Source organism: Streptomyces spinosus (assembly GCF_020400655.1).
GTDB lineage: Bacteria > Actinomycetota > Actinomycetes > Streptomycetales > Streptomycetaceae > Streptomyces > Streptomyces argyrophylli.
In genome coordinates this window covers 88,057-112,304 of the sequence record NZ_JAINRC010000004.1, presented here as the reverse complement: position 1 = coordinate 112,304, position 24,248 = coordinate 88,057, and the positions used below count along the sequence as shown (strand labels likewise).

General features: G+C 71.7%; 24 protein-coding genes and 2 pseudogenes. 18 read left to right on the top strand and 8 right to left on the bottom strand.

Annotation, left to right across the window (positions count from 1 at the left end; all coding sequences use genetic code 11):
* The first annotated feature begins 33 nt into the window (after positions 1–33).
* From LG395_RS09770 to LG395_RS09720, 11 genes and pseudogenes are all read left to right on the top strand, one after another.
* Positions 34–480 carry a DUF6010 family protein gene (locus LG395_RS09770; RefSeq protein ID WP_225809112.1) on the top strand — a complete coding sequence of 149 codons (447 nt, stop codon included), beginning with the start codon at positions 34–36 and terminating at the stop codon, positions 478–480.
* Positions 481–482: 2 nt separating this feature from the next.
* Positions 483–1,070 carry a TIGR03086 family metal-binding protein gene (locus LG395_RS09765; protein WP_225809111.1) on the top strand — a complete coding sequence of 196 codons (588 nt, stop codon included), beginning with the start codon at positions 483–485 and terminating at the stop codon, positions 1,068–1,070.
* Positions 1,071–1,169: 99 nt separating this feature from the next.
* Positions 1,170–1,475, top strand: a complete 306-nt coding sequence (locus LG395_RS09760; protein ID WP_171157500.1) for an NIPSNAP family protein — start codon at positions 1,170–1,172, stop codon at positions 1,473–1,475.
* Positions 1,476–1,512: 37 nt separating this feature from the next.
* Positions 1,513–1,794, top strand: coding sequence for a hypothetical protein (locus LG395_RS09755; protein WP_171157502.1), 282 nt, complete (start codon positions 1,513–1,515; stop codon positions 1,792–1,794).
* Positions 1,795–2,096: 302 nt separating this feature from the next.
* Positions 2,097–2,753, top strand: a complete 657-nt coding sequence (locus LG395_RS09750; RefSeq protein ID WP_225809110.1) for a GntR family transcriptional regulator — start codon at positions 2,097–2,099, stop codon at positions 2,751–2,753.
* The gene (locus tag LG395_RS09745; RefSeq protein ID WP_225809109.1) at positions 2,750–3,661 is read left to right on the top strand and encodes a dihydrodipicolinate synthase family protein; all 912 of its coding nucleotides are present in this window, start codon (positions 2,750–2,752) and stop codon (positions 3,659–3,661) included. Before LG395_RS09750 ends, LG395_RS09745 begins: the two co-directional genes overlap by 4 nt.
* Positions 3,658–5,391, top strand: a complete 1,734-nt coding sequence (araD, locus tag LG395_RS09740; RefSeq protein WP_225809108.1) for an L-arabinonate dehydratase — start codon at positions 3,658–3,660, stop codon at positions 5,389–5,391. The genes LG395_RS09745 and araD overlap by 4 nt, the downstream gene beginning before the upstream one ends.
* Positions 5,334–6,030 (top strand): annotated as a pseudogene (locus LG395_RS09735) (carbohydrate ABC transporter permease); the annotation flags it as partial. The gene araD and the pseudogene LG395_RS09735, both read left to right, overlap by 58 nt.
* A 269-nt stretch (positions 6,031–6,299) precedes the next feature.
* A pseudogene (locus LG395_RS09730) lies at positions 6,300–7,247 on the top strand (pectinesterase family protein).
* 155 nt (positions 7,248–7,402) lie between these two features.
* A complete protein-coding gene (locus tag LG395_RS09725; RefSeq protein ID WP_171157510.1) occupies positions 7,403–8,200 on the top strand; it encodes an HAD family acid phosphatase in 798 nt (265 codons plus the stop codon).
* 221 nt (positions 8,201–8,421) lie between these two features.
* Positions 8,422–9,819 carry an NCS2 family permease gene (locus LG395_RS09720; RefSeq protein WP_225809107.1) on the top strand — a complete coding sequence of 466 codons (1,398 nt, stop codon included), beginning with the start codon at positions 8,422–8,424 and terminating at the stop codon, positions 9,817–9,819.
* A 4-nt stretch (positions 9,820–9,823) separates the two neighbouring features.
* On the opposite strand, the gene LG395_RS09715 is transcribed toward LG395_RS09720, so the two are convergent.
* The 3 genes from LG395_RS09715 to LG395_RS09705 all read right to left on the bottom strand — a co-directional run bounded on the left by LG395_RS09715 (position 9,824) and on the right by LG395_RS09705 (position 12,660).
* A complete protein-coding gene (locus LG395_RS09715; protein ID WP_225809106.1) occupies positions 9,824–11,278 on the bottom strand; it encodes a peptidoglycan D,D-transpeptidase FtsI family protein in 1,455 nt (484 codons plus the stop codon).
* Positions 11,279–11,372: 94 nt separating this feature from the next.
* Positions 11,373–11,846: a GNAT family N-acetyltransferase gene (locus tag LG395_RS09710; protein WP_225809105.1), complete on the bottom strand. Its 474-nt coding sequence runs from the start codon at positions 11,844–11,846 to the stop codon at positions 11,373–11,375.
* Between the two features lie 40 nt (positions 11,847–11,886).
* On the bottom strand, positions 11,887–12,660 hold the full coding sequence (locus tag LG395_RS09705) for an IclR family transcriptional regulator (RefSeq protein WP_171157516.1): 774 nt from the start codon (positions 12,658–12,660) through the stop codon (positions 11,887–11,889).
* A gap of 152 nt (positions 12,661–12,812) precedes the next feature.
* Here LG395_RS09705 and LG395_RS09700 point away from each other — a divergent pair, with 152 nt between their 5' ends.
* The 4 genes from LG395_RS09700 (at position 12,813) to LG395_RS09685 (ending at position 16,957) form a co-directional block, all read left to right on the top strand.
* Positions 12,813–14,342, top strand: coding sequence for an aldehyde dehydrogenase (NADP(+)) (locus LG395_RS09700; RefSeq protein WP_171157518.1), 1,530 nt, complete (start codon positions 12,813–12,815; stop codon positions 14,340–14,342).
* Between the two features lie 31 nt (positions 14,343–14,373).
* Entirely contained in the window at positions 14,374–14,976 is a 603-nt protein-coding gene (locus LG395_RS09695; protein ID WP_225809104.1) for a DUF1349 domain-containing protein, read from the top strand.
* Positions 14,977–15,080: 104 nt separating this feature from the next.
* Complete coding sequence (locus LG395_RS09690) at positions 15,081–15,800, top strand: DsbA family oxidoreductase (RefSeq protein ID WP_225809103.1); 720 nt, start codon at positions 15,081–15,083, stop codon at positions 15,798–15,800.
* 95 nt (positions 15,801–15,895) lie between these two features.
* Positions 15,896–16,957 carry an aminotransferase class V-fold PLP-dependent enzyme gene (locus tag LG395_RS09685; protein WP_171157524.1) on the top strand — a complete coding sequence of 354 codons (1,062 nt, stop codon included), beginning with the start codon at positions 15,896–15,898 and terminating at the stop codon, positions 16,955–16,957.
* A gap of 86 nt (positions 16,958–17,043) precedes the next feature.
* Here LG395_RS09685 and thpD read toward each other — a convergent pair whose 3' ends face one another.
* The 5 genes from thpD to LG395_RS09660 form a co-directional block, all read right to left on the bottom strand.
* The gene (gene thpD, locus LG395_RS09680; RefSeq protein WP_171157526.1) at positions 17,044–17,937 is read right to left on the bottom strand and encodes an ectoine hydroxylase; all 894 of its coding nucleotides are present in this window, start codon (positions 17,935–17,937) and stop codon (positions 17,044–17,046) included.
* A gap of 6 nt (positions 17,938–17,943) precedes the next feature.
* Positions 17,944–18,348, bottom strand: coding sequence for an ectoine synthase (locus LG395_RS09675; protein ID WP_171157528.1), 405 nt, complete (start codon positions 18,346–18,348; stop codon positions 17,944–17,946).
* Positions 18,349–18,378: 30 nt separating this feature from the next.
* A complete protein-coding gene (gene ectB, locus LG395_RS09670) occupies positions 18,379–19,650 on the bottom strand; it encodes a diaminobutyrate--2-oxoglutarate transaminase (protein WP_225809102.1) in 1,272 nt (423 codons plus the stop codon).
* Between the two features lie 13 nt (positions 19,651–19,663).
* The gene (gene ectA / locus LG395_RS09665; protein ID WP_171157532.1) at positions 19,664–20,182 is read right to left on the bottom strand and encodes a diaminobutyrate acetyltransferase; all 519 of its coding nucleotides are present in this window, start codon (positions 20,180–20,182) and stop codon (positions 19,664–19,666) included.
* Between the two features lie 348 nt (positions 20,183–20,530).
* Positions 20,531–21,631, bottom strand: coding sequence for a pyridoxal-phosphate-dependent aminotransferase family protein (locus tag LG395_RS09660; RefSeq protein ID WP_171157534.1), 1,101 nt, complete (start codon positions 21,629–21,631; stop codon positions 20,531–20,533).
* A 139-nt stretch (positions 21,632–21,770) separates the two neighbouring features.
* Between LG395_RS09660 and LG395_RS09655 the strand changes: the two genes are divergently transcribed.
* From LG395_RS09655 to LG395_RS09645, 3 genes are read left to right on the top strand one after another with little or no spacing between them, the layout of a single operon-like run.
* A complete protein-coding gene (locus tag LG395_RS09655; RefSeq protein WP_171157536.1) occupies positions 21,771–22,619 on the top strand; it encodes a transporter substrate-binding domain-containing protein in 849 nt (282 codons plus the stop codon).
* Positions 22,616–23,449, top strand: coding sequence for an amino acid ABC transporter permease (locus tag LG395_RS09650; RefSeq protein WP_171157537.1), 834 nt, complete (start codon positions 22,616–22,618; stop codon positions 23,447–23,449). Before LG395_RS09655 ends, LG395_RS09650 begins: the two co-directional genes overlap by 4 nt.
* Positions 23,446–24,240, top strand: a complete 795-nt coding sequence (locus LG395_RS09645) for an amino acid ABC transporter ATP-binding protein (protein WP_225809101.1) — start codon at positions 23,446–23,448, stop codon at positions 24,238–24,240. Before LG395_RS09650 ends, LG395_RS09645 begins: the two co-directional genes overlap by 4 nt.
* Positions 24,241–24,248: the final 8 nt, after the last annotated feature.

Below are 24,248 nucleotides of genomic sequence, written 5' to 3'. Positions count from 1 at the left end.
GGCGGCGGGGCCCGGGAACCTACCGTCGACCGCATGCGCTACCCAGCCCCCCTTCTCGTCGGCCTGCTCTACGTCACCCTCATGTCCCTCGTCCCGGAACCCCACCGGCGGCGCCTCAACGCGGTCATGGTCGCCGGTGCGGGGGCCGCCTACCTCAGCGGCGGCGGCCTCGGCGGGTGGGAGTTCGCGTTCACGGCGCTCGCCACCTGGGTCGCCTACAAGGGCCTGGACTCGTGGGCGTTCATCGGCGTCGGCTGGCTGCTGCACACCGTGTGGGACGTCGTCCACCACCTCAAGGGGCACCCGATCATCCCCTTCGCGCACGACTCGTCGTTCGGCTGCGCGCTGTGCGACCCGGTGATCGCCCTCTGGTGCCTCGGCGGCGGCCGCGCGCCGTGGGGGCCGCCGCGCCGCACCGATGAGTTCCGGGAGGCCCGCCGGTCAGCCCTTCGTCCGTGGAGCACGACTTCGAAGGAGTGATCATGACCATGGTGGACCTCGGCCCGCAGACCGGGATCGTGGCGCGGCTCGCCGCATCGGTGACCGACGAGCAGCTCACCGCCGCCACCCCGTGCCCGCAGTACGCGGTGCGCGACCTGCTGGGCCACCTGCTGACGCTGTCCGTGGCCTTCCGGGACGCCGCCCGCAAGGACCTCGGCACGACCACCGACACCCGCCCGGACGCCGCCCTCCCGGACCTCGGCCCCGGCTGGCGCGAGGAGCTGCCCAAGGCGCTGGACGAGCTGGCCGACGCCTGGCGGGACCCGGCCGCCTGGACCGGCGACACCCGCGCCGGCGGGGTGGACCTGCCGGGCGCGCTCGCGGGCGCCGTCGTCGCCGACGAGCTGGTGGTCCACGGCTGGGACCTGGCCCGCGCCACCGGCCGGGAGTACGCCCCGGACCCGGCCGTCCTCGACTCGGCCCTCGATTTCCTGCGCGTGGCGGCCGACGACCCCGGCCGCGGCAACGGCGCCTTCGGCCCGGTCGTCCCGGTCCCCGCGGACGCGCCCCCGCTGGACCGGGCGGTCGCCCTCAGCGGCCGGGACCCCGGATGGCCGCGCCGGGCCTGACCCGGGGCGGCCGGACCCGGGCCGGGCGGCGGAAGCGGCGCATCGGGCCTACGGTGACCCTGGGAGGGGGCGAGCCGAACGGGTACGGAGGGAGCCGCCATGCAGGAGCACTACGTGTGGGTGACGACGCGCCGCCTTCAGCCGGGCACGCTGGAGGACTTCGAGCGGGCGTGGCGCCCGGAGCCCGCACCGCAGGGACTGCACCGGGCCTACGCGTACTGGTCCGAGGACGGACAGGAGATCACCGGGGTGTCGTTCTGGGCCTCCCGCGAGGCGTGCGACGCGTGGCGGGCCTCCGAGGCGGAGGGGCGCCGGCGGGCGGCCATGGCCCCCTACGTCGCCGAGGAGCGCGAGGGCTTCTACCGCGGCCGTGAACTCGGCCTGCCCGGCTCCGGCGGCGGGTGAACGGGCCGCGCCGGGCCGCCGCGCCTACGGTGGAGACATGAGCGGGATCGTCGTCGTGTACGAGCTCGAACAGCCCGTGGCCGCACGCACCCCCACGGCCGGGCCGCCCGGCGCACAACGGCTCCCCCACAGGGTGCACGCGGCGCCCGCCGCCCCCGACAGGCCCGACGCCGCCGGCCCGCGGACCCTGTGCGGCAGGGACACCTTCGCGATGACGAAAGCACCCGGCACGCCTTCCGGGCGCCCCGGGGAGCCGTGGTACCCCGCCGCGTACGCGTCCCTGGTGTGCCCGGACTGCGACGCGGTGATGGAGGTCTGACCGGTGCGGTGAGCCGGACGGGGGAGGAGGCGCCGTCCCCTGCCGCCATGCCGCTCACCGTCCGGAGGGAGGCGCCGAGGTGGGGGTCGCCTGGCCCGGCGCGTTCGCCGCGTTGCGGCGGCACACGGATTGCGGCGCGGCTCACCGCGATCCGGGTCCCGCCCGCACGCCGGCCTCCCCCGGTCCCCGCCCGACTTCCTCTGTCACAACCATTGACGACAACAGGGCCCCCTCCTACCTTCGACGCGTCGTACTTCGTACGTCATATATGAGACGCGATATGTGAGATCCGAGAGGGCCGCATGACCTCTGTGCCCACCCCGATCCCGTCCCGCACCCAGTACGTGCTCGACGCGATCAAACACCGCATCCTGACCGGGCTGCTGACGCCCGGTCAGGCCCTGGTGGAGGCGGAACTGGCCGCGCAGTTCGGGGTGTCCAAGACCCCGGTGCGCGAGGCGCTGAAGACCCTCGCCGGGACCGGACTCGTGGTGATGAGCCAGTACAAGGGCGTCACGGTGCGCATGGTCGACGCGGACATGGCACGCGAGGTCTACGACGTACGGCTGCTGCTCGAACCCGAGGCCCTGCGCCGGGCCGTCGCGCGGGGCGCGTCCCTCGACGCCGCGCGGGACGCGCTGACCCGCGCCGACGCCGCCGCCGACGCCGCCGAACGCTCCCTCGCCAACCGGGAGTTCCACCGCGCCCTCTACCTGCCGTGCGGCAACCCGCTGCTCGGCCGGATGCTGGACGAGGTCCGCGACCAGGCCGCCCTCGTCTCCGCCGTGGCCTGGGCCGCCGACCCCTCCTGGGAGCGGGAGGCCGCCGAACACCGGGAGATCCTGCGGCTCGCGCTGGACGGTGACGCCGACGGCGCCGCGAGCGCCCTGCACGCGCACATCGCGTCCTTCGTGCGCCGTGCGTTCCCCGAGCCCCGCCCAGAGGAGGGCCAGAGATGAGCAGCGTGACCTTCGAGCGCCAACGGGCGGCCCTGGCGGACGTGGTGGCCATCCCGGTGACGCCGTTCGCCGAGGACGGCTCCGTCGACCTCCAGACCCACCGGGCCCTGCTGCGCCGTCTGCTCGAAGGCGGGATCAGGACCCTCACTCCGTGCGGCAACACCGGCGAGTTCTACGCCCTCACCCCCGAAGAGCGCCGGCTCGTCACCGAGTCGACCGCCGAGGAGGCCGGCGGCCGGGCCACCCTGCTGGTCGGCATCGGGCACGACCTGCCCACCGCCGTCGCCTCCGCCCGGCACGCCCGCGACCTCGGCGCCCACATGGTGATGGTCCACCAGCCCGTGCACCCGTACGTCTCGGCGGCCGGCTGGGTCGACTACCACCGGGCCATCGCCGAGGCCGTCCCGGAGCTGGGCGTGGTGCCGTACCTGCGCAACGCCCAGCTGCCCGGCGCCCGGCTCGCCGAACTCGCCGACCACTGCCCGAACGTCATCGGCGTCAAGTACGCCGTCCCGGACGCCGCCCGGTTCGCCGCCTTCGCCCGGGACGCGGGCCTGGAACGCTTCGTGTGGGTCGCGGGACTCGCCGAGCCGTACGCGCCCTCCTACTTCTCCGCCGGCGCCACCGGCTTCACCTCCGGACTCGTCAACGTCGCCCCGGCCGTCTCGCTGAACATGATCGAGGCGCTGCGCGCCGGGGACTACCCGGCCGCCATGAAGGTCTGGGAGCAGATCCGCCGTTTCGAGGAACTGCGCGCCGCGCACGGCAACGCCAACAACGTCACCATCGTCAAGGAGGCCCTCGCCGCGCTCGGCCTGTGCCGCCGGGACGTCCGCCCGCCGAGCAGGCCGCTTCCCGAGGACGAGCGCGCCGAGGTCGCCGCCATCGCCGCCGGGTGGTCCATATGAACGCACCCCGCAAGAAGCCCGGGGAACTGCGCAGCCACCAGTGGTACGGCACCGACGGACTCCGCTCCTTCAGCCACCGCGCCCGTACCCGCCAGCTCGGCTACCTGCCGGAGGAGCACCTCGGCAAGCCGGTCATCGCGATCCTCAACACCTGGTCCGACATCAACCCCTGCCACGTCCACCTCCGCGACCGCGCCCAGGCCGTCAAGCGCGGGGTGTGGCAGGCGGGCGGCTTCCCGCTGGAGTTCCCGGTCTCCACCCTCAGCGAGACCTTCCAGAAGCCGACCCCCATGCTCTACCGCAACCTGCTCGCCATGGAGACCGAGGAGCTGCTGCGCTCCTACCCGGTCGACGGCGCGGTCCTCATGGGCGGCTGCGACAAGTCCACGCCCGCGCTGCTGATGGGAGCCGCCTCCGTCGGCCTGCCCGCCGTCTTCGTGCCCGCCGGCCCCATGCTCCCGGGCCACTGGCGAGGCGAGGTCCTCGGCTCGGGCACCGACATGTGGAAGTACTGGGACGACAAGCGGGCCGGCCTCATCGGCGACTGCGAGATGGCCGAGCTGGAGAGCGGCCTGGCCCGCTCGCCCGGCCACTGCATGACGATGGGTACGGCGTCCACGCTCACCGCCGCCGCCGAGGCGCTCGGGGTGACCGTGCCGGGCGCGTCCAGCATCCCGGCGGTGGACTCCGGGCACGACCGGATGGCGGCGCGGGCGGGCCTGACCGCCGTCGAGCTGGTCCACCGGGACCGCGGTCTGTCCGGCATCCTCACCCGCGAGGCCTTCGAGGACGCCGTCACCACCGTGCTCGGCCTGGGCGGCTCCACCAACGCCGTGATCCACCTGATCGCCATGGCGGGCCGGGCGGGCGTCCGGCTCACCCTGGACGACTTCGACCGCATCGCCCGCACGGTCCCGGTCCTCGCCAACGTCCGCCCCGGCGGCCGGAGGTACCTGATGGAGGACTTCCACTTCGCGGGCGGTCTGCCCGGGTTCCTCTCCCGGATCACCGACCTGCTCCACCTGGACCGGCCGACGGTGGCGCACGACACCCTGCGCGAGCAGCTCGCCGGCGCCCGGGTGCACGACGACGACGTCATCCGGCCCCGGGACAACCCGGTCGCGCGCGAGGGCGGGGTGGCCGTGCTGCGCGGCAACCTCTGCCCGGACGGCGCGGTCATCAAGCACATCGCCGCCGAGCCGCGCCTGCTCAAGCACACCGGCCCGGCCGTCGTCTTCGACGACTACCGGACCATGCAGCGCACCGTCAACGACCCGGCGCTCGGCATCACCGCCGACAGCGTGCTGGTGCTGCGCAACGCCGGCCCCAAGGGCGGGCCGGGCATGCCCGAGTACGGCATGCTGCCGATCCCGGACCACCTGCTGAAGCAGGGCGTGCGGGACATGGTCCGCATCTCCGACGCCCGCATGAGCGGCACGAGTTACGGCGCCTGCGTGCTGCACGTCGCACCGGAGTCGTACGTCGGCGGCCCGCTGGCCCTCGTGCGCACCGGCGACCTCGTCACCCTGGACGTCGACGCCCGCAGCCTCCACCTCCACGTGGACGACGAGGAGCTGGAGCGCAGGCGGGCCGGGTGGACGCCGCCGCCGGCCCGGTACGAGCGCGGCTACGGCGCCCTGTACAACGAGCAGATCACGCAGGCCGACACCGGCTGCGACTTCGAGTTCCTGGCCCGCCCGGGCACCGTGCCGGACCCGTACGCCGGCTGAGGCCCCCCGCCACCGTCCCGCCACACCTCACGCACGTGTACGTAGCAAGCGCTTCCTGCACTGCTGGGCTTCATCGCCTACCCGGTGCTCAGCGTCTTCTCCTACAGCCTGCGGAACTACAACCCCACCAAGCCGTGGCGGGACGGCTTCGCGGGCCTGGACAACTTCACCCAGGCCTTCGCCCACGACCCGCAGTTCTGGGACACGCTGACCTTCAGCGCCCAGTGGGTCGTGGTGGAAGTCGGACTCCAGCTGCTGTCCGGCCTCGCCCTCGCGCTCATCGTCAACCAGAGCTTCGTGGGGCGGGCGCCGGGCCGCGCGCTCGTCTTCTCGCCCTGGGCCGTCTCCGGTGTGCTGACCTCCGCCATCTGGGTGCTGCTCTACAACTCCCAGACGGGCATCACCCGTTACCTCGCCGACGCGGGGCTCGGCTCCTACGGCACCAGCTGGCTCTCGGACACCTCCACGGTGTTCCCGGCGGCGGTGGTCGCCGACCTGTGGCGCGGGGTGCCGTTCTTCGCGATCCTCGTCCTCGCGGACCTCCAGTCCGTCAACCGGGACCTGTACGAGGCCGCCGAGGTCGACGGGGCCGGCCGGCTCAAGCGGTTCTGGCACATCACCCTGCCCCACCTGAAGGACGAGTGGAAGGAGGCGCCGGTCACCGCCGCCGACAACCACGTCAACGGCGCGCCGACGGACCTCGTCGCCGTCCACAACGCGCAGGTGCCCGGCGAGATCCTCCGGTCCGGGGCCGGCTGGACACCGGTCCTGCGGACCCGGGTGGACCGGCCGCGGGCCGTGCCCGGCCTCGTCGACCACCGCGCGGGCGCCGGACACCTGCGCTGACCGCGCCGACCCCACCGGGCCGGGCGCGGCCCCGGCCCGGTCGTCCCTCCCCCCGAACCGTCCTGAGAAGGAGCACGTCCACGCCCTTGACCCGACGGGGTTTCCTCGCCGCGAGTGCCGGGGCCGCGACCGCGCCCGCCCTCGCCTCCGTCCCCGCGCAGGCCGTGCCGCGCCCGTTCGGCCGCTACGGCACCCCGGCCCGCCGCCTCACCCCGGACACCCTGTACGTCGACCCGCACGGCCGCGGCGACTTCACCTCCGTGCAGGCCGCGGTGACCGCCGCCACCGGAACCGGCCGCACCCTCGTGATCGTCCCCGGCACCTACCGGGAGACGGTCGCCGTCGACGCCGGCCGTACGGAGATGACCTGGATCGGCGCCTGTGAGAACCCCCGGGACGTGGTGGTCGTGTACGACCGCGCGGCCGGCACGCCCAAGCCCGGCGGCACCTACGGAACCTCCGGGTCGGCGACGGTCACCGGCCCGCCAGTACTACGCCCACTGTCATGTCGAGGGTGACGTGGACTTCGTCTTCGGCCGGGCGACGGCGGTGTTCGACCGCTGCCGCTTTAGCACCCTGAACCGGACCGACCTCGCCGCGGCGCCCTACGGCTTCGTGTTCGCGCCCTCCACGGCCGCGGCCAACCCGCGCGGCTTCCTGGTCACGCACGCCCGCGTCACCAGCGGGGCCCCGGACGCCGCCTACAAGCCGGCCCGCCCCTGGGTGCCCGGCTCCGCGACCCCACGGCCCGCCCGATGCTCACCGTGCGCGACACCTGGCTCGGCCCCGGCATCGACGTGGTGGCCCCCTACACCGACATGTCGGCGGCCCACCCGTGGCAGAACCAGCGGTTCGCCGAGTACCGCGACACCGGTCCCGGCGCGGTCGTCGCCGTCCCGGAGAACCGGCCTCAACTCGACGCCGCCCGGGCCGGGTCGGCGACACCGGCGGCCTGCCTCGGGGACTGGACACCCGGACGGAAGCGCCGCCGCACGGACACGGCCTTCTGATCCTCACACCGGACCGGTCTCCGATGCGGCCGGCCTTCCGCCGCTCGCCGAGGGCCGCGTATCGATCGGATAACAGGGCTCGCCCTGTGTGTGTGATGCGCGTAGACAGTCTCCGGCCCGATACATCAACTTCACCCATCAGATCCGGAGCATTCATGCGGAAGTCCCTCAAGGCGGTGGCGGCCGGTGCCGCCTGTGTCGTCGCCGGTGCGGCGCTGTACGGCGCGGGCGCGGCCGGTGCCGGTCAGTCGACGGCCAACTCCACCCACGAGCCGTACAACATCGGGGTCCTGGTGAAGGACATCGACACCTACTACGGCACCACCGCCGACAGCGACGGCGTCTACCAGGCGTCCCCGGACAGCCCGTACGCCAAGGACCTGGCGCGGCTGGACGGCGACGCCAGGAGCTACATCGACAAGGCGGCCCGCAAGGCGCACCACAGGGGTGAGAGGCCGGCCGTCGTCTTCGACATCGACGACACGCTGCTGCTCAGCCTCGACTACGAGAAGCGGTACAACTACACGTACAACTCCGGCACCTGGAACGACTACGTGAACCGCGCCGACCGGCCCGCCGTCTTCGGCAGCCCGGAGCTCGTGCGCTACGCCGCGTCCAAGGGCGTCGAGGTCTTCTACAACTCCGGCCTGAGCGAGGCCCAGCGCGCCGCCGCCGTGGAGAACCTGAAGAAGGTCGGCGCCGACGTGAACCTCGACGCCGGCCACGTGTTCCTCAAGGACAAGGCCAACCCGCCGGCCTACCTGAAGGACTGCGCCACCCCGGGCACCTGGAACTGCACGACCGTGCAGTACAAGTCCGGGACGCGCGAGCACATCGAGGACGACCTGGGCTACGAGATCATCGCCAACTTCGGCGACCAGTACTCGGACCTCGACGGCGGTCACGCCGACCGGACGTACAAGCTGCCGAACCCGACGTACTTCGTCGGCTGAGCCCGTCCGTACCTCCTGAGCAGCCGCTCGTACCCGGCCCCCGCCACCGGCAGCACCGTGCCGTGGCGGTGGCCGGGGAGGGAAGCCTCGTGCGGGGGCCGGGCGCCGTATGCCGGGCCGAACCCGAGGACGTAACACGGAGAAAACCTGTACCGGGTTCGAGAGGGGAACAATCCAGCCAGCATCCGCCGACCGATCTTCAGGTGACGAGGAGTGGGACCATGTCCGTCGACCGGTACTTCAGGATCTCCGAGCGGGGATCCACGCTCGGACGCGAGATACGCGGCGGCTTCGCCACGTTCTTCACCATGGCCTACATCCTCGTCCTGAACCCGATCATCCTGGGGAGCGCCAAGGACAAGTTCGGGCACACCCTGGACACCGGCCAACTCGTCACCGCCACCGCCCTGGTGGCCTGCGTGATGACGGTCGTCATGGGCGTCGGCGGCAATCTGCCCCTCGCCATCGCCGCCGGACTCGGCCTCAACGCCGTCGTCGCCTTCCAGCTCGCCCCGCTGATGAGCTGGGCGGACGCCATGGGTCTGGTCGTCCTCGAAGGCGTCGTCATCTGCGTGCTGGTGCTCACCGGTCTGCGGGAAGCGGTCATGAACGCGATCCCGCAGCAGCTCAAGCAGGCCATCGGCGTCGGCATCGGCCTGTTCATCGCCTTCATCGGCTTCGTCGACGCCGGGTTCGTCAGCCGCGTCCCGGACGCCGCCCACACCACCGTCCCGGTCCAGCTGGGCGCCGTCGGCCGGCTCACCGGCTGGCCGGTGCTGGTCTTCTGCCTCGGCGTGCTGCTCACCGTCGCGCTGCTCGCCCGCAGGGTGAAGGGCGCGATCCTCATCAGCATCGTGACGATGACCGTCGTCGCGATCGTCATCGACGCCGTCGCCGACATCAAGAGCTGGGGCCTGACCACACCCGAGGTCCCCGACAAGGTCGTCGCCGCCCCGGACTTCGGACTGGTCGGTCACTTCAGCCTGTTCGGCGGCTTCGCCGAGGCCGGAGTCCTCACCGCCGTCCTGCTGGTCTTCACCCTCATCCTGTCGGACTTCTTCGACGCCATGGGCACGATCGTCGGCATCACCGCGGAGGCCGGGCTGCTGGACGAGCGGGGCCAGGTGCCCGGCATCGGCCGCGTGCTGTTCATCGACGGCGCCGCGGCCGTCGTCGGCGGCATCGGTTCCGCCTCCTCCAACACCGCCTACATCGAGTCGGCGGCCGGTGTCGGAGAGGGCGCCCGCACCGGCTTCGCCAACCTGGTCACCGGTGGCCTGTTCGGTCTCGCCCTCTTCCTCACCCCGCTGCTCACCATCGTCCCGCTCCAGGCGGCGGCGCCCGCGCTGATCGCCGTGGGCTTCCTGATGATGACCCACGTCAAGCACATCGACTGGGACGACTACGAGATCGCCGTCCCGGCATTCCTCACCATCGCCGCGATGCCGTTCACGTACTCCATCACCGACGGGATCGGCGCCGGGTTCCTCGCCTACGTGCTCATCAAGACGGTGGTGGGCAGGGCACGCGAGGTCAACTGGCTGCTGTGGGCGGTCTCGGCCCTCTTCCTGGTGTACTTCGCGATCGACCCGGTGGAGCAGCTCCTCGGGGTGAGGTGAGGGACTACTTCAGGGCCGCCTGCATCATCGCCCTGGCCACCGGCGCCGCCAGCCCGTTGCCGCTCACTTCCGAGCGGGCCGCGTCCGACTGCTCCACCATCACCGCGACGGCCACCTCCTTGCCGTTGCCGCCGGACTTGCCGTAGGAGGTGAACCAGGCGTACGGCGTCTTGCTGTTGTTCTCGCCGTGCTGGGCGGTACCGGTCTTGCCGCCGACGGTCACCCCGTCGATCAGCGCGTTCGTGCCGGTGCCGTCCTTCACCACCGTCTCCATCGCCGACCGGAGCTGCTCGGCGGTGGTGGAGCTGACGATCTCCTTGGTGCCGGCGCTGTCGTCGTAGTCCTTCAGCACGTCGCCGCCGCTGTCGGTGATCTGCGAGACCATGTGCGGCGAGACCAGCTTGCCGCCGTTGGCGATGGCCGCGGACACCATGGCCATCTGGAGCGGGGTCGCGGTGACGTCGAACTGGCCGATGCCGGACAGCGCGGTCTGCGCCTGGTCCATTCCGGACGGGTACACGCTGGCGTAGGCCCGCACCGGAACGTCCTGCGCGTCGTCGTCGAAGCCGAACTTCTCGGCCATGGCCCTCACCTTGTCCTGGCCGAGCCGGACGGCCATGTGGCCGAAGACGTTGTTGCACGAGTACCGCAGGGCGACGCGGATCGAGGCGTTACGGCAGGGTGCGGACTTGTTCTCGTTCGCCAGGTCGGTCACCGTACCCGGCAGCCGGTACGGGTCGGGGCTGTCGGTCGGCTCGTCGACGTTGTCGTACAGCCCGTCCTCCAGCGCGGCCGCCGCGACGACCAGCTTGAACGTCGAGCCCGGGGGCAGCGGCTGGCGCAGCGCGCGGTTGGTGAGCGGCTTGTCCTTGTCCGCGTTGAGCGTCTTCCAGGCCTTGCCGGCCGTGTTCGCGTCGGTGAGCGCGGAGGGGTCGTACGACGGCGTCGACACCACGGCGAGGATCCTGCCGGTCTTCGGGTCGATCGCGACGGCCCCGCCCTTCTTGTCGCCGAGCGCGCGGTAGGCCGCCTTCTGCACCGCCGGGTCGATCGTCGTCAGCACCTCGCCCGGTTCGGCGCGCTCGCCGGTGACGGTGTCCATCACGGTCTTCAGCCGGTTGTCGGTGCCGTTGAGCACGTCCTTGTAGACGCCCTCCAGCTGGGTGGGGGCGTAGGCCTGTGAGGCGTAACCCGTCACCGCCGCGTACAGCTCGCCGTCCGTGTAGGTGCGTTTGTACGCGAGGTCGCTCCCCTTCGTCCGCGTCGAGCCGGTGATCGCGTTCCCGGCCACGATGATGTTCCCGAGCGGCCGCGAGTAGGTCGCGATCGCGTTCCGCCGGTTGTCGTTGTCGTCCGCGAGGGCCTTGCCGTCGTAGACCTGCAACCACGTGGCCCTGACCAGCAGGGCGAGCACGAGCAGCAGCGCGAAGACGGACGCCCGCCTGATCGTCTTGTTCATCCCGCCGGGAAGACGACCGGGACGGGGGCGATCGTTCCCGTTCGGCCCGGATTCTCATCACGCGTTCATGTCGTCCGTGCGCCGAGGGGCGACGTCAGGAGCCCTCCAGGATCAGCACGACCTCCTCGATCTCGCGGCCCCGGGCGTTCGCGTACCCCCGGGCGCGGGCCGCCTCCCGGAAGCCGCACTTCTCCAGGACGCGCAGCGACGCGTGGTTGTCGGCCGCGGCGCGCGCGTACAGCGGCCGTTCGGGGACCTCGGCGAGCAGGGCCCGCAGCGCGGCCGTCGCCACGCCCCGGCCCCAGTAGGCGCGGCCGATCCAGTACGTCACCTCGCGCTCGCCGGCCACGCCGTAGACGGCTGTGCTGCCGGCCACCTCCCCGTCGGCCAGGACCGTGCGCAGCACGTCGGAGGAGTTCCGTACGCGCTGCCAGTAGGCCGCGAGGGCCTGAGGGTCGTACGGGTCCTCCGGGCCGAACGCGGCCATCCGCAGGGCCTCCGGGTCGGTCATCTGCCGGCAGAACACCGGCAGGTCGCCGTCCCGTACGGCCCGCAGCGTGATCTCCATGCCACCGAGCCTACGGCCCCCGGACCGCGGCCGGCGCGGGTCAGAGCCTGCGCGTCGCCAGCGTCAGCCGGTCCCGCGCGTCGAACAGCGCGTCCTTGATCATCTGCTCGTGCGCGGGGGTCAGCCGGGCCACCGGCACCGAGCAGCTGATGGCGTCGCGCGCGGGCGTGCGGTACGGGATCGCCACGCCGAAGCAGCGCAGGCCCAGCGTGTTCTCCTCGCGGTCGACCGCGAAGCCCTGCTCCCGTACCTGGTGCAGCTCCTCGATGAGCTTCTCCCGGTCGGTGATGGTGTGCTCGGTGAGCGCGGGCAGCGTCTGAGGCAGCAGCTTGCGCACCTGCTCGTCGGTGTAGCTGGCGAGGATCGCCTTGCCGAGGGAGGTGGAGTGGGCCGGGAGCCGGCGGCCGACGCGGGTGAAGGGCCGCAGGTAGTGCTGGGACTGGCGGGTGGCCAGGTAGACCACGTTGGTCCCGTCGAGCCGGGCCAGGTGGATGGTCTCCGTGGTGTCGTCGGAGAGCCGGTCCAGGGTCGGGCGGGCGGCGGCCACCACCTCGTCGCCGTCGATGTACGACGTACCGACCAGCAGCGCCCGCACCCCGATGCCGTACCGCGTGCCCGTCGCGTCCGTCTCCACCCAGCCCAGCTCCACGAGCGTGCGCAGCAGCATGTACAGGCTGGACTTGGGATATCCCACGGCCTCCTGGACGGCCGCGAGGGAGTGCATACCGGGCCGGCCGGCGAAGTATTCGAGCAGCTCAACGGTCCGTACCGCGGACTTGACCTGCGCCCCGCCCCCTGTGTCGCCTGCCGTCATCGCCCTTGACCCCTTCGTTCGACAGGACCTGAGTTATATAGTCTCCGAGCAGCGTATTCATCATCAGAGACAGCGTTCAGTATATCGAACGCGGCTGATGGGTGAGCCTGGATCGTCGTAGACAATGCGGCCTTTACTGGGAGGGACCCGCGGTGGCAGCAGCACCAGTCTGGAGTGTCGACCCGCGCACCGGGAAGCAGCGTGAACAGGTTGCGGTGGAGGCCACAGCCCAGGAGGTGGACGCGGCCGTCCGGGCGGCCCACGCCGCGCGCGACGCCCTCACCGACCGCGCGGTCCGCGCCGCGTTCCTGCGCTCGGCCGCCGCGGGTCTCGACGCGGCGAAGGACGGCCTCGTCGAGACCGCCGACGCCGAGACCGCGCTCGGCCCCGCCCGGCTGACCGGCGAACTCGCCCGCACCTGCTACCAGCTGCGGGCCTTCGCCGACATCGTCGACGAGGGCGCCTTCCTCGACGTCATCATCAACCACCCCGACGACACCGCCACCCCGCCCGTCCCGGACCTGCGCCGCTACAAGGTGCCGCTCGGCGTCGTCGCCGTCTACTCCGCCTCCAACTTCCCCTTCGCCTTCTCCGTCGCCGGCGGCGACACCGCGAGCGCGCTGGCCGCCGGCTGCCCGGTCGTCGTCAAGGCCCACCCCGACCACCCCGCCCTGTCCGAGCTGGTCGCCAAGGTGCTGCGCCGGGCCGCCGCCGAGCACGGCATCCCCGCGGGCGTCGTCGGACTCGTGCACGGCTTCGAGGCGGGCGTCGAGCTGATCAAGCACCCGCTGGTCGCCGCGGCCGGCTTCACCGGCTCGGTGCGCGGCGGGCGGGCGCTGTTCGACGCCGCCGCCGCGCGCCCGGTGCCGATCCCGTTCCACGGCGAACTCGGCTCGCTGAACCCGGTCCTGGTCACCGAGGCCGCCGCGGCCGAGCGGGCCGAGGAGATCGGCGGCGGGCTCGCCGGGTCGATGACGCTCGGTGTGGGCCAGTTCTGCGTCAAGCCCGGCCTGGTGCTGGTGCCGTCCGGCGCGGCCGGCGACCGGCTGGTGAAGTCCCTGACCGACGCCGTCAGCGACACCGACGCCGGGGTGCTGCTCGACCACCGCATGCGGGACAACTTCGTCGCCGGGGTCGCCGAGCGCGCCGAGCTGCCGGACGTCGAGTCGCCGGTCACCCCGGGCGCGGGCGGCGAACACGCGGTCAGCGCCGGGTTCCTCACGGTGCCGGCGCAGAAGCTGGCCACGCGGGGCGCGTACGACCTGCTGCTGGAGGAGTGCTTCGGGCCGGTCACCGTGGTGGCCCGCTACGCGGACGAGGCCGAGGCCACGGCGGTGCTGTCGCGGCTGCCCGGCAACCTCACGGCGACCGTCCAGGTGTCCTCGGACGAGGCCGCCGGGCGGGGGCGGGGCCCGGAGCTGCTCGCCGAGCTGACGCCGCTCGCCGGGCGTGTGCTGGTCAACGGCTGGCCGACGGGGGTCGCGGTGGCGCCCGCGCAGCATCACGGGGGGCCTTACCCGGCCACCACGTCCACGTCGACGTCCGTCGGCGGTACCGCCATCGAGCGGTGGCTGCGGCCGGTGGTCTACCAGAACGCGCCCGAGGCCCTGCTGCCGGACGAGCTGAAGGACGACAACCCCCTGGGGCTCCCGCGGCGGTTCAACGGGATTCTGGAGCGGTAGCGCCGAGGAGGGTGAGGAGAGGCAGACGGACTTGGACATTCCCGAGGTGCCCTTCCCGCTCGAGGCCCACGGCCCGGACGGTCACTGGTCCTACGAGGACGGTGTGCTGACCGGGCGGGCCGGGCCGCGTCAGGACCGGTTCGTGCCGCCGGACGGTGACGCACTGGAACCCGCCTCCGACGCGCCCCGGCTGCTCGGCGCGCCGCCGGAAGGGGACTTCCGGCTGGTCGCCCGGGTCTCCGTGGGGTTCCGGGACGCGTTCGACGCCGGGGTGCTGTACGTCCACGCGGGCGAGCGGGCCTGGGCCAAGCTCTGTCTGGAGTACTCCCCGGACGTGCCCACCGTGTGCACGGTGGTCACCCGGGGGCGCTCCGACGACGCCAACTCCTTCACGGTGGACGGGGACTCGGTGTGGCTGCGGGTCAGCCGGACGGGGCGGGCCTTCGCCTTCCACGCCTCCCGGGACGGCGTGCGCTGGACCTTCGTCCGGTTCTTCACCCTGGGGGAGGAGGAGGCGGGTGCCGTGCTGGTCGGGTTCATGGCGCAGTCGCCGGTGGGGGAGGGGTGCGCGGTGAGGTACGACCACATCGCGTTCCGGCCCGGCGGGCCGGGCGGCCTGCGGGACGGTGGCTGAGGCTCGCGGGCGCGGCGGCCCGGGAATGAAACCGGCTGCTTGAACGTTCACGCACCGGTCGGGGAGAGCCCCCGCGCCCGTACGACCTGGAGAGAACCGAAGACATGCGCGTCGAGATCTGGAGCGACATCGCCTGCCCCTGGTGCTACGTGGGCAAGGCCCGCTTCGAGAAGGCGCTGGCTGCCTTCCCGCACCGCGATTACGTCGAGGTGGTGCACCGCTCCTTCGAACTGGACCCGGGCCGCGCCAAGGGCGACGTCCAGCCGGTGCTCACCATGCTGACCAGGAAGTACGGCATGAGCGAGGCGCAGGCCCAGGCCGGCGAGGACAACCTGGCCGCCCAGGCCGCCGCCGAGGGCCTGGACTACCGCACCCGGGACCGCGACCACGGCAACACCTTCGACATGCACCGCCTGCTGCACTTCGCCAAGGAGCGGGGCCGGCAGGACGAGCTGATCCAGATCCTCTACCGGGCGAACTTCGCCGAGGAGCGGTCCGTCTTCACCGAGGGCGACGAACGCCTGGTGGAGCTGGCCGTCGAGGCGGGACTGGACGCCGACGCCGCCCGCGCGGTGCTCGCCGACCCCGCCCGCTACGCCGACGAGGTCCGCGCCGACGAGCGCGAGGCCGCCCAGCTCGGCGCGACCGGGGTGCCGTTCTTCGTCCTCGACCGGACGTACGGCGTCTCCGGCGCCCAGCCCGCCGAGGTCTTCACCCAGGCGCTCACCCAGGCCTGGGGCGAGCGCTCGCCGCTGAGGCTCGTCGAGCAGGGTGACGCCCAGGCGTGCGGGCCGGACGGGTGCGCGGTCCCGCAGCAGGGCTGAAAGCGCAGGTCGGGGCGGTCGTATAAGCGCCGCTAAGAGGAACCACGTAAAAGTTCGCGATGGACGTGTAGTTCCCTGGGCCGCAGAGTGGACCCATGGAGCCCACGGAGACGTTCGAGAGCCTCGTCCGCGCCGAGTTCACCCCGAAGAGCATCTACCTCAACACCGCGAGCAACGGCCTGCTGCCGGCCCGCACCGTCGCCGCCCTCCAGGAGGCGGCGCTCATGCGGGCCGAGGGCCGGCCGCTGACCCCGCTGTACGAGGACGTGGAGTCGAGCCGGGCCGCGTTCGCCCGGCTCGCCGGCGTCCCGGTCACCCGGGTCGCGGCGGGCGCCTCGGTCGCCGCGCACACCGGTGTGATCGCCGCCTCGCTCCCGGCGGGCGCCGAAGTCCTCACCGCCGAGGACGACTTCACCTCCGTGCTCAACGCCTTCCACGTCCGCGGCGACCTCAAGGTCCGCACGGTCCCGCTGGAGCGGATCGCCGAGTCCGTCCGGCCGGGCACCGCGCTCGTCGCGGTCAGCGCCGCCCAGTCCGCCGACGGCCGGATCGCCGACCTGACCGCCCTGCGCGAGGCCGCCCGCGCCCACGGCGCCCGCACCTACGTCGACTTCTCCCAGGCCGCCGGCTGGCTCCCGGTGGAGGCGGACGCCTACGACTTCACCGCGAGCGTCTCCTTCAAGTGGCTGCTGGGTCCGCACGGCGCCGCCTTCCTCACCGTCCCCGAAGACTTCGGCGGGCTGACCCCGCTGCTCGCCGGCTGGGTCGCGGCCGAGCGGCCGTGGGACAGCTGCTACGGCCCGGTGGCCGAGCTCGCCCGCTCCGCCCGGCGGTTCGACCTCACCCACGCGCTGTTCACCTTCGCGGGACTGCGGCGCTCGCTGGAGCTGATCGAGGAACTCGGGGTGGACGCCGTGCACGCCCACGACGTCGCCCTCGCCGACCGGTTCCGCGCCGGTCTCGCCGGCCTCGGTCACGAGCCGGTGCCCGCCCCGGGCTCGGCGATCGTCTCGGTTCCCGCACTGGGCTCCCGGCAGGCCGGGCTGAGCGAGGCGGGCATCGAGGTCTCCGACCGCGCGGGCAACCTGCGCGCGGCCTTCCACCTGTACAACACGGCCGCCGACGTGGACCGGCTGCTGGAGGCGCTGGCCGGCTGACCCGCCGGCCGCCGTCCGGCCGGCACGACCGGGCCGGGGCCTCCCGTCCCACACGAGGAGGCCCCGGCCCGGTGGTCGGGGGGCGGCTACCGCACCGGGGTGAAGTCCCTCGCCCCGATGAACTCCGGCCGCCGCACCGGCGCCGCGAACGGCTCCACCGCCGTGTTCTCCACGCTGTTGAACACGATGAAGACGTTGCTGCGCGGGAACGGCGTGATGTTGTCGCCGGAGCCGTGCATGGCGTTGCAGTCGAACCAGGTCGCCGAGCCGGCCCTGCCGGTGAACAGCCGGATGCCGTGCTCGCCCGCCAGCGCGGTCAGCGCCTCGTCCGACGGCGTGCCCGCGTCCTGCATCTGAAGGGACTTCTTGTAGTTGTCCTTCGGCGTGGCACCGGCGCAGCCCAGGAACGTCCGGTGCGAACCCGGCATGATCATCAGGCCGCCGTTGGTGTCGTGGTTCTCGGTCAGCGCGATGGAGACGGACACCGTGCGCATGTTCGGCAGGCCGTCCTCGGCGTGCCAGGTCTCGAAGTCCGAGTGCCAGTAGAAGCCGCTCGCGCCGAAACCCGGCTTGACGTTGATCCGGGACTGGTGGACGTACACGTCCGAGCCGAGGATCTGCCGGGCGCGGCCGACCACGCGCGGATCGCGCACCAGGTTCGCGAACACCTCGCTGATCCGGTGCACCTCGAAGACCGAGCGGATCTCCTTGGACCCGGGCTCCACGATCGAGCGCTCGTCGGCACGGATCGCCGGGTCGGCGACCAGCCGGTCCAGCTCACGCTTGCAGACCTCGACCTCGTCCGGGCCGATCAGCTGGTCGACGGCGAGGAAGCCGTCCCGCTCGTACGCCTGGAGATCGGCCGTCCCGATCGGACCCGGGGTGTCCGGGGCACCCCACAGGACGGGGTCCTGACGGGGGACGGTCACCTCGGCGGTGCCGCGGGTCGGGTAGAGGTCCTTCACGGTGGCGGTGGTCATGGGTCCTCACACCTCCTCGGGCTCGGTGAGCAGGGGGTAGACGCCGTTCTCGTCGTGGTCCTCCCGGCCGGTGACCGGCGGGTTGAACACGCAGATGCAGTGGAAGTCCTCCTTGACGCGCAGCGTGTGCCGCTCGTGGCCGTCGAGGAGGTACATGGTGCCGGGGGTGATGGTGTACGTCTTCCCGGTCTCCTGGTCGGTGAGTTCGGCCTCGCCCCTGGTGCAGACGACGGCCTCGATGTGGTTGGCGTACCACATCGACGTCTCGGTCCCGGCGTACAGGATGGTCTCGTGCAGGGAGAAGCCGACGCGCTCCTTGGCGAGGACGATCCGCTTGCTCTCCCAGGTGCCGGACTTCGCCCTGACGTGCCGGTCGGTGCCTTCGATGTCCTTGAACGAACGGACGATCATGGGGGTGCACTTCCTCCTTGCTGGGTGTGGTCAGGCGGTCTCGCGGACGGCGCGGGCGAGGACGCCGAGTCCTTCGTCCAGCTCGTCGCGCGTGATGGTCAGGGCCGGCAGCAGCTTGACGACCTCGCCCCGGGGGCCGGACGTCTCGATCAGCAGCCCGAGCTCGAAGGCGCGGCGGGCGACCCGGGAGGCCCGGGACGTGTCGTGGAACTCCAGGCCCCACACGAGCCCGCGGCCGCGGTACTCCTTCACGTCGGCCAGGTTCTCCTCGGTGATGGAGATCAGGGCCTGCTCCACCTGCTCGCCCCGGGCGCGGGTCTGCTTCTCCATGGCCGCGCCGTCGGTCCAGTACGTCTCCAGGGCGGCGGTGGCGGTCACGAAGGCCGGGTTGTTGCCGCGGAAGGTGCCGTTGTGCTCGCCCGGCTCCCACACGTCCAGCTCGGGCTTGAACAGGCACAGCGACATCGGCAGCCCGTAGCCGCTGATCGACTTCGACACGGTGACGATGTCCGGGGTGATGCCGGCTTCCTCGAAGGAGAAGAACGCGCCGGTACGGCCGCAGCCCATCTGGATGTCGTCGACGATCAGCAGCATGTCCTGCCGCTCGCACAGCTCCTTCAGCGCGCGCAGCCACTCGGGCCGGGCCACGTTGATGCCGCCCTCGCCCTGCACGGTCTCCACGATCACGGCGGCGGGCTTGTTCAGCCCGGAGCCCTGGTCCTCCAGCAGCCGCTCGAACCACAGGAAGTCCGGGACCGTGCCGTCGAAGTAGTTGTCGAACGGCATGGGCGTGCCGTGCACCAGCGGGATGCCCGCGCCGGCGCGCTTGAAGGCGTTGCCGGTCACGGCGAGGGAGCCCAGCGACATGCCGTGGAAGGCGTTGGTGAACGACACGATCGCCTCGCGGCCCTTCACCTTCCGCGCCAGCTTCAGCGCCGACTCGACGGCGTTGGTGCCGGTCGGCCCGGGGAACATGACCTTGTACGGCAGGTCGCGCGGGCGCAGGACCAGGTCCTGGAAGGCCTGGAGGAAGGTGCGCTTGGCCGTGGTCGACATGTCCAGGCCGTGGGTGACGCCGTCCCGTTCCAGGTAGTCGATCAACGCCCGTTTGAGGACGGGGTTGTTGTGGCCGTAGTTGAGTGAGCCGGCGCCGGCGAAGAAGTCGAGGTACGCATGACCGTCCTCGTCGTACATCCGGCTGCCCCGCGCGCGGTCGAAGACGGTGGGCCAGCCGCGGCAGTAGCTGCGCACCTCGGACTCCAGGGTCTCGAAGACGCTGAGGTCGGGCTGGGTGATGGTCACGGTGATTCGCTCCTCAGTGGGCGGTGGAGTCGGTCAACGGGCCGATGTGGTAGAGGACTTCGGGGTCGTGCGGGCCGTCCGTGAACAGTTCGGCCGGGAACAGCACCTCGCGGGTCACCCGTGCGCCGTGCCGCTCGGCGAAGGAGGTGAACAGCCGCTCGGAGGCGGTGTTGCCGGGCGTGATGGTGGTCTCCACGTCGGTGATCCCCCGCTCCGCGACGAGCCGGGCGGTCAGCCCGTCCAGCAGCTTGGCGGCGATGCCGTGGCCCCGGTGGGCGGGGTCGACGGCCACCTGCCAGACGAGCAGCGTGCGGGGGCGGTCCGGCCGCAGGTATCCGGTGACGAAGCCGACCGGCTCCCCGCCCGCGCCGCGCGCCACCGCCGAGGTGCCGGCGAAGTCACGGCACCACAGCAGATAGCTGTAGGAGGAGTTCAGGTCGAGGGTTCTCGATTCCTTGGCGAGACGCCAGAGCGCGGCTCCGTCGGTCGTCGCCGGTTGTTCGATGAGCAGGTCTGCGGGTGCGGCAGTCATGCGGCACGAATTTAGCGAGGCGAATTCGAAAATGCACGGGAGCGAACGCGAAGGGTTCTCGCTGTGACGGTGAAATGTCCGTAATGCCCCACGGCAAATCCGTACAAATCTCATTCGCTGTGGAGTGTGTCACAGATCGGAAAGCGCGGCAAACGTGTCGGCAAACTCTCTTGTTTAGCCCTGCAAAAAGCGGGCAGAAGAAGACGGGAAGCTATCGCCCGGAGAATTGGCGGAGTTTGTGAAAGTAATTGGAATTCACGATGTGAAAACGGCCCGCGCGGTGTGCGCGAGCCGTTTTCGTTGCGTCCCGGGTTCCGCCGCGTTCCCGGGATGACCGCGGATCGCCGGTCAACGCCAGGCGTGCTCCACCGCCGCGCGGGCGGCGGCGGGGTCCACCGGCACGCCCTGCTCGGCGAGCGCCGCGCCCAGTGCCGCCAGGGAGCCGTGGACCGCGCCCGGGGTCGCGTCGGGGCCGTAGTGGTTGACGCGGATCATCTCCCGGGCCAGGGCGCCGCCGCCCGCCGCGAGCGGCAGGGCGGGATCGGCCGCCAGGGCGCGGGCCACCAGGTCCGAGGCCACCACGCCGGACGGCACCCGCAGGGTCGTGGCGACCGGTGCCGCGTCCCTCTCCTCGTACACGTACGGTTCCAGGCCCCCGCCCAGTGCGACCGCGCCGGCCCGCGAGGCCAGCGCCGCGCGCCGGTGCCGGGCCATCACCGACTCAAGGCCCGCCGACTCGATGCGCTCCAGGCACGCCTCCAGTGCCAGCATCTCCAGCTGCGCCGGAGCGTGCGGCAGCGCCTTGCGGCCGGCGTCGATCCAGCGCTCCTTCCAGTCCAGCAGGGACAGGTAGGAGCGGCGCGGGGCGTTCGGGTTGGCGGCCATCCGGGCCCACGCCCGCTCGCTCACCGAGATCGCCGACACACCCGCCGGGCCGCCCATCGCCTTCTGCGCCCCGATCACGCACAGGTCCACGCCCCACGCGTCCGGCAGCACGGGCTCGGCGCCCACGGAGGCCACCGCGTCCAGGTAGAACAGGGCGCCCCGCTCCCGCACCACCTCACCGATCTCCGCCACCGGGTTGGTGTTGCCGGTCGCCGCCTCGGCGTGCACCAGCGACACGAAGTCGATCTCCGGGTGCTCGGCGAACGCCTCCCGGACCTGCGCGGCGGTCACCGCCGTGTGGAAGGGGACGGAGAGGTCGTGCACCGTGGCGCCGGCGTCGCGCAGCCAGTTGCCGAAGGTCTGCCCGTAGGGGCCCGTGATCACGTTCAGGGCCACCGTGCCCGGACCGGCGGCCGCGCGGATCGCGCCCTCCAGCGGCAGCAGCGCCTCGCCCTGAGTGATCAGGACGTCCTGACGGGTGTCCAGCAGCCGGGCCACCCCGTCCTCGATGGCGGCGAAACGCTCGGCAGTCAGCGGGGGCAGGTCGAGGAAGGGGTGGGTCACGGCGGTGCTCTCTTCGTCTCTCGGGGGCCGACTCCCCCGATCTTAGGTCGGGGGCCCGCCTGGCCATCGGTTTGATTTGAGAGACTCAAACCCGTCCTTATAATCGGAACCCTTAGTTCCCCGACAGGAGACCTCCCCCATGAAAACGCTCGCCGGGCGCCGGACCCGCCTCCTGGCCGCCACCACCGCGACCGCCGCACTCGTGCTCGTCGCGGCCGGCTGCTCCTCCAGCGACTCGGGGAGCGGCAAGACCACGGTCAAGGGCGTCCACCTGGTCAAGGCCGGTCAGCTGACCACCTGCACCCACCTGCCGTACCCGCCGTTCCAGTCGGAGGTGAACGGCAAGGTGCAGGGCTTCGACGTCTCCCTCGTCGACCTCGTCGCCAAGGACCTCGGCGTCAAGCAGCAGATCCTCGACACGCCCTTCGAGAACTTCAAGACGGGTGCCTTCCTGAACTCGGGCGAGTGCGACCTGGCCGCCGCCGGCATGACCATCACCGCCGAGCGCAAGAAGAACGTCGACTTCTCCGACCCGTACTTCGAGGCCACCCAGGCCGTCCTCGTCGACAAGAACAGCGGGATCGGCTCGCTCGCCGACGTCAAGGCCAAGGGCAAGAAGCTCGGCGCCCAGGCGCAGACCACCGGCGAGGACTACGTCAAGAGCAAGGGCTACGACCCGATCTCCTTCGAGTCCTCCGACGCCGTCCTCAACGGCCTGCGCACCGGCCAGGTCCAGGCCGTCGTGATCGACTACCCGGTCGTCCAGGGCTGGCTGAAGGACAAGGCCAACGCGGACAAGTTCAAGGTCGTCGACAACCTCAAGACCGGTGAGCAGTACGGCTTCACCGTCAAGAAGGGCAACAAGGCGCTGCTCGACGCCGTCAACAAGGCGATCAAGACCGCGAAGGCCGACGGCACCTACAAGAAGATCTACGAGCAGTGGATCGGCCCGTACGAGGCCTCCGTCGCCTCTCCCGCCGCCTCATGACCGACACGGACACAGCCCTCCAGCCGAAGAAAAAGGGACTGACCCGGCGTCAGAAGCGCAGCCTGTCACGCGGCGTCCAGTACGCCGTCTTCGCCGCCGCCGTGATCGCCTTCGCGGTCACGGCGGACTGGGGCCGGCTGCAGAACCAGTTCGCCCAGGCGGACATCGCGAAGCAGATGTTCCCGGACGTCATCACGCTGGCGCTGAAGAACACCGTGCTCTACACGCTGTCCGGCTTCGTCGTCGGACTCGTCCTCGGCATGGTCATCGCGCTGATGCGGCTGTCCTCCGTGGGCCCCTACCGCTGGCTGGCGGGCGTCTACATCGAGATCTTCCGCGGGCTGCCCGCCCTGCTGATCTTCATCTTCGTCGGCGTCGCCGTGCCCCTCGCCTTCCCCGGCACGGAGATCCCGGGCGGCACCTACGGCAAGGTCGCCCTGGCGCTCGGCCTGGTCTCGGCCGCGTACATGGCCGAGACCATCCGGGCCGGCATCCAGGCGGTGCCCAAGGGACAGATGGAGGCGGCCCGTTCGCTCGGCTTCTCGCCCGCGAAGGCCATGGTCTCCATCATCGTCCCGCAGGCCTTCCGCATCATCCTGCCGCCGCTCACCAACGAACTCGTCCTGCTCTTCAAGGACTCCTCGCTGGTGCTGTTCCTCGGTGTCACCCTGGAGGAGCGGGAACTGTCCAAGTTCGGCCGCGACCTCGCCAGTACGACCGCCAACTCCACGCCGATCCTGGTCGCGGGCCTGTGCTACCTGCTGGTCACCATCCCGCTCAGCTTCGTCGTCCGCCGCATGGAATCCAAGGCCCAGGAGGCGATCCGGTGAGCCGCCCGGAGATCGAGGTCCGCGGACTGCACAAGTCCTTCGGCGACAACGAGGTGCTGCGCGGCATCGACCTGGAGATCGGCCAGGGCGAGGTCGTTTGCGTCATCGGCCCCTCCGGCTCCGGCAAGTCCACGCTGCTGCGCTGCGTGAACCTGCTGGAGGAGCCCACCAAGGGGCAGGTCTTCGTCGGCGGCACCGAGGTGACCGACCCCGACGTGGACATCGACGCCGTACGCCGCCGCATCGGCATGGTCTTCCAGCAGTTCAACCTCTTCCCGCACCTGGACGTCACCGGGAACCTCACGCTGCCGCAGCGCCGCGTCCTCGGGCGGGACAAGGGGACGGCCGCGCGCGTCGCCGCCGAGAACCTGGCCCGCGTCGGCCTCTCCGAGAAGGCGGACGCCTACCCGTCCTCCCTCTCCGGCGGCCAGCAGCAGCGCGTCGCCATCGCCCGCGCGCTCGCCATGGGCCCCGAGGTGATGCTCTTCGACGAGCCGACCTCCGCGCTCGACCCGGAGCTGGTCGGCGACGTCCTCGCCGTCATGCGCCGGCTCGCGCGGGAGGGCATGACGATGATGGTCGTCACGCACGAGATGACGTTCGCCCGCGAGGTCGCCGACCGGGTCGTCTTCATGGACGGCGGTGTGATCGTCGAGGACGGCAGCCCGGAGCGGGTGATCGGCGACCCGCAGCACGAGCGCACTCGGCACTTCCTCTCCCGGCTGCTCGACCCGGCCATGGCCGAGGTCGAGGAGGAGACCTCGGAGCAGGTGGGCAAGTCCGAGCCGTAGGCCGTTAG